At 63.9% G+C, this 3633-nt stretch carries 3 protein-coding genes; all 3 read right to left on the bottom strand.

The window, feature by feature from the left end; translation table 11 throughout:
- Positions 1-72: 72 nt before the first annotated feature.
- On the bottom strand, positions 73-615 hold the full coding sequence (locus MAXJ12_RS20495) for a hypothetical protein (RefSeq protein ID WP_008837889.1): 543 nt from the start codon (positions 613-615) through the stop codon (positions 73-75).
- A gap of 157 nt (positions 616-772) precedes the next feature.
- On the bottom strand, positions 773-1825 hold the full coding sequence (locus MAXJ12_RS20490) for a hypothetical protein (RefSeq protein ID WP_008837888.1): 1053 nt from the start codon (positions 1823-1825) through the stop codon (positions 773-775).
- A 112-nt stretch (positions 1826-1937) separates the two neighbouring features.
- On the bottom strand, positions 1938-3633 hold a 1696-nt coding region (gene ade / locus MAXJ12_RS20485), incomplete at its 5' end, for an adenine deaminase (RefSeq protein ID WP_008837887.1).

Genomic DNA, 3633 nt, shown 5'->3' with positions numbered 1-3633 from the left:
TCTTTCCCTGTACGAAACGCCGGACGAGAAAGTCGGGCAGGATGGTCACGACGGAACAAAGCAGAACTTCGATCATCGCTCGAGCCCTTCCGTCGGCGCGCCCTGAAGTTGATGGGATGATTCCGGCGCGTGCGCCTTGGCAGGTTCGTCAGGAAGACCGTTCTTGGCTGTCTCTTTCGGCTCCGGCGGACGTGCGATCTCGACCTTGACCGGCGTGTAGTTCACGAGCACCTCGGGCGCCTGCTCCGATGGCGCTTCCGCAGAACGAGACCGCCCCGTCGCCATTCTGGCGAGCGAGTCGGCCATGCTGGCCAGGGGAGTCCAGAAATCGGGCACGGGAATGAGCGCCAGCAGCAATGCGGCAACCCAGAATGCATTGATATGGGTGAACAGCGCCAGCAGCGCCAATGCCCCCACCAACTGAAACTGGCGTTGGCTGGCGCCGTGGGAGATGCGTTCCGGCAAGGAGTGGAGCCAGAAGTACAGACTGCCTATCCCCATCACGGCTAATACAAAGACGATGACAGTCACCGTGAACAGAACGTCCGTTTCGCCGGGGGCCGTTATGAAAGACGGAAGATAATGAGGCGCCGCCGGATGCATTGCCTCGGACATGCCAGCCACCCCTTGCTATTTCAGGCGCGTCTTGCGCCCAAATGAGAGGATACTCCGACCGTATTCGAATGCAACTGGAGAGCGGTTTTTGCCGCCCTCCGATTGCGTTTTGAACAGGGAAGTCCCGTTCCGCTGCCGGAACGGGACTGTTCGAGCGCTATTCGCTGGCGGGCTCCAGAGTCTCGCGGACCTCGTCGATCTTGCCGACGGCATCGCCGACGCCGAGCAGATCCTTGGCCCAGTCCATCATTTCCTGGTCGACATAGTCGTCGCCATATTCGGCGACTCGGTTGTCGTTGGCGGCGTCGAGCAGCGCCGCCCTAAGCGCTTCGTCGTCGGTACCGACTGCCGCGGTTTCCGCCGCAAGTTCCGCATCGTCAAGCGATGTTTCCGCATCGGCCACGGCGGTGGCCTCGGCGCTGTCGAGCAGGCCTTCGGCCGCGGCAATCTCGGCATCCAAGGCAGTTTCATCCTCCGGCGCTACCGTGGCCGCGGCGGCGTTCAGATCCGCGAGCCGATCCTCCAGGCTGTCGACCGTAGGATTGTCGTAGACACCCACCGCATCGTCATAGGGGTCCAGAGCTGCGGCGTTTACCGCGGCGGCGAAATCGGCCTGGGCCTCGGCCAGCGCAGCCGTCGCTTCAGCCACGTTCTCCTGCGCAAGGTCGAACTCGGCCGACGCCATCACGAAGTCCCGGATGGCGGCCATGTGCGGCGATTGGCTGTTGAGGTAGGCATGATAATTGCGCTTCAGCGAGTTGAGCCGGGCGAGCTTGGCGTTGAAATTCTTCGGCTTCGCGTCAGGCAGGGGCGCGTTGGCCGGCAGCGCCGCCATCTTCACCGCCTTGTTCGACGATTTCGCCGTTTTCGTCTTCACTGACGATGTCTTGGCGCTCGGTCCCTTTATGCGCGACCGCTCCTTGCCGAACACCGAACCGAACACGCTGCCGGCCGTCTTGCCGGATGCTTTCGTATGGCCCTTTGCATCGGCCGATTTGCCGCGCTCGCCGCCGGAAGCGCCCTTGCCGTTGCCGCCGCCATTTCCACCGCCGTTGCCGCCACCATTTCCGTTGCCGCCACCGTTCCCGTCCTTGGCATAAGCGGCGGCGGGTTCGAAGCCGCCTGATATGACCGAATCGAGATTGATGGGCAGTGCGCCGACGGCCAGCGCCGACACCGCGCCGAGCAGGAATTTCGGCATGCGTTTCATGATTTCCTCCGACTGAAGTCCGCTCCGCGCGTAAGGCTAGGGCGGGCCGTGGCGGCGTCCAATAACTTTGTGTCTCCGCGCGTAAGGCAGGTAGAACAGCTGAACCGCATCGTTAGACGAACAGATCGACCTTCTCGAATTTGGTCACGTCGATGATGCCGACATCCGAAATGCGCAGCTCCGGGATCACCACCAGCGCCAGCAGCGAGTGCTGCATGTAGGCGTTGTTGAGCGAGCAACCCATGGCGCGCATCGCCTCGGTCAGCTTCTCGGCCTTGGCCGCGACGATTTCAGCGCGCTCGTCCGACATCAGGCCGGCGATCGGCATCTCGACCAGCGCCAGTTCCTTTCCCTTGGAGAACATGACGACGCCGCCGCCAACCTGGCCGAGGCGGTTGGCGGCTTTCGCCATATCGTCCTTATCGGTGCCGACGACGATCATGTGGTGGCTGTCATGCGCGACCGTCGAAGCCATGGCGCAGTCCTGCATATAGCCGAAGCCCGAGACAAAACCGTTGGTGACGCCGCCGGTGCCGCGATGCCGCTCGACCAGCGCGATCTGGCAGACGTCGTTGCGGCGGTCCATGGCCACCAGTCCCTTCTCGACCGGCAGCTCGGCTTCGAGTGCGCGCGTCGGCGCCTGATTCTCGATGACGCCGATGACGCGGACCTTTACTTCCGTTGCGCCTTTCGGCGCGGGGACGTCGAAGTCGGCGGCTTTCAGTTTGCGGCCGAGCTTGACGGTGTTGCGGGCGCTCTTCGGGTAATCGTAGGCGGGGATGTCGATTTCGAGCTTGCCGCCCTTGGCCAGGCGCGCGCCGCGGCCGTAAACCTCGTCGATCTTCATTTCGGCGAGGTCCGAGACGATGAGAAAATCGGCGAGCCGGCCCGGTGCGATCGAGCCGAGTTCGCGCTCGAGGCGGAAGTGCTGCGCCGTGTTCAGCGTCGCCATCTGGATCGCGGTGACCGGCTTCAGCCCTTGCGCGATGGCGTGGCGCACGACGCGGTCCATATGGCCGTCATGCACCAGCGTGCCGGAATGGCTGTCATCGGTGCAGAGGATGAAATTGCGCGGGTCGATCCCCTCCTCCGTCACCGCCTTGATCTGCGTCGCGACATCGTACCAGGCCGAACCGAGGCGGAGCATCGCCTTCATGCCCTGCCGCACGCGGGCAATGGCGTCCTCGACGCGCGTGCCTTCGTGGTCGTCCTCGGGGCCGCCGGCGACATAGCCGTGGAAAGGCAGGCCGAGATCGCGCGAGGCGTAGTGGCCGCCGACGGTCTTGCCGGCTTTCACCGTTTCGGCGATCTCGCCGGCCATCACCGGGTCGTTGGCGATCACGCCGGGAAAGTTCATGACCTCGCCGAGACCGATGATGTTTTCCCAGCTCATCGCCTCCGCTACATCGGCGACCCTGAGCGCCGCGCCGGCGTTTTCAAGGCCGGGCGCGGAGGGAACGCAGCTCGGCATCTGCACATGGACATTGACCGGCATCGCCATCGCTTCGTCATGCATCAGCCTGACGCCCTCCAGGCCGAGCACGTTGGCGATCTCGTGCGGGTCTACGAACATGGAGGTGGTGCCGTGCGGGATCACCGCGCGGCAGAATTCCGTGACCGTGACCATGCCGCTTTCTACGTGCATATGCGCGTCGCACAGGCCGGGCACGAGATAGCGCCCGCCGGCGTCGACAACCTTGGTTCCCTTGCCGATGGCGTACGAGGCGTTGGGCCCGCAATAGGCGAAGCGCCCGGCGACGATGGCAAGGTCGGTGCCGGGTATAATCTCGCCCGAATGCACGTTGACC

Origin of the sequence: Mesorhizobium alhagi CCNWXJ12-2 (assembly GCF_000236565.1) — a bacterium.
GTDB lineage: Bacteria > Pseudomonadota > Alphaproteobacteria > Rhizobiales > Rhizobiaceae > Allomesorhizobium > Allomesorhizobium alhagi.
The sequence above is the reverse complement of the archived record's forward strand: the minus strand, read 5'-3'. Positions and strand labels throughout refer to the sequence as shown.

Coding starts and splice junctions, on each gene's coding strand:
- MAXJ12_RS20495 (WP_008837889.1), bottom strand. CDS start 615: ATGTCCGAGGCAATGCATCCGGCGGCGCCTCATTATCTTCCGTCTTTC.
- MAXJ12_RS20490 (WP_008837888.1), bottom strand. CDS start 1,825: ATGAAACGCATGCCGAAATTCCTGCTCGGCGCGGTGTCGGCGCTGGCC.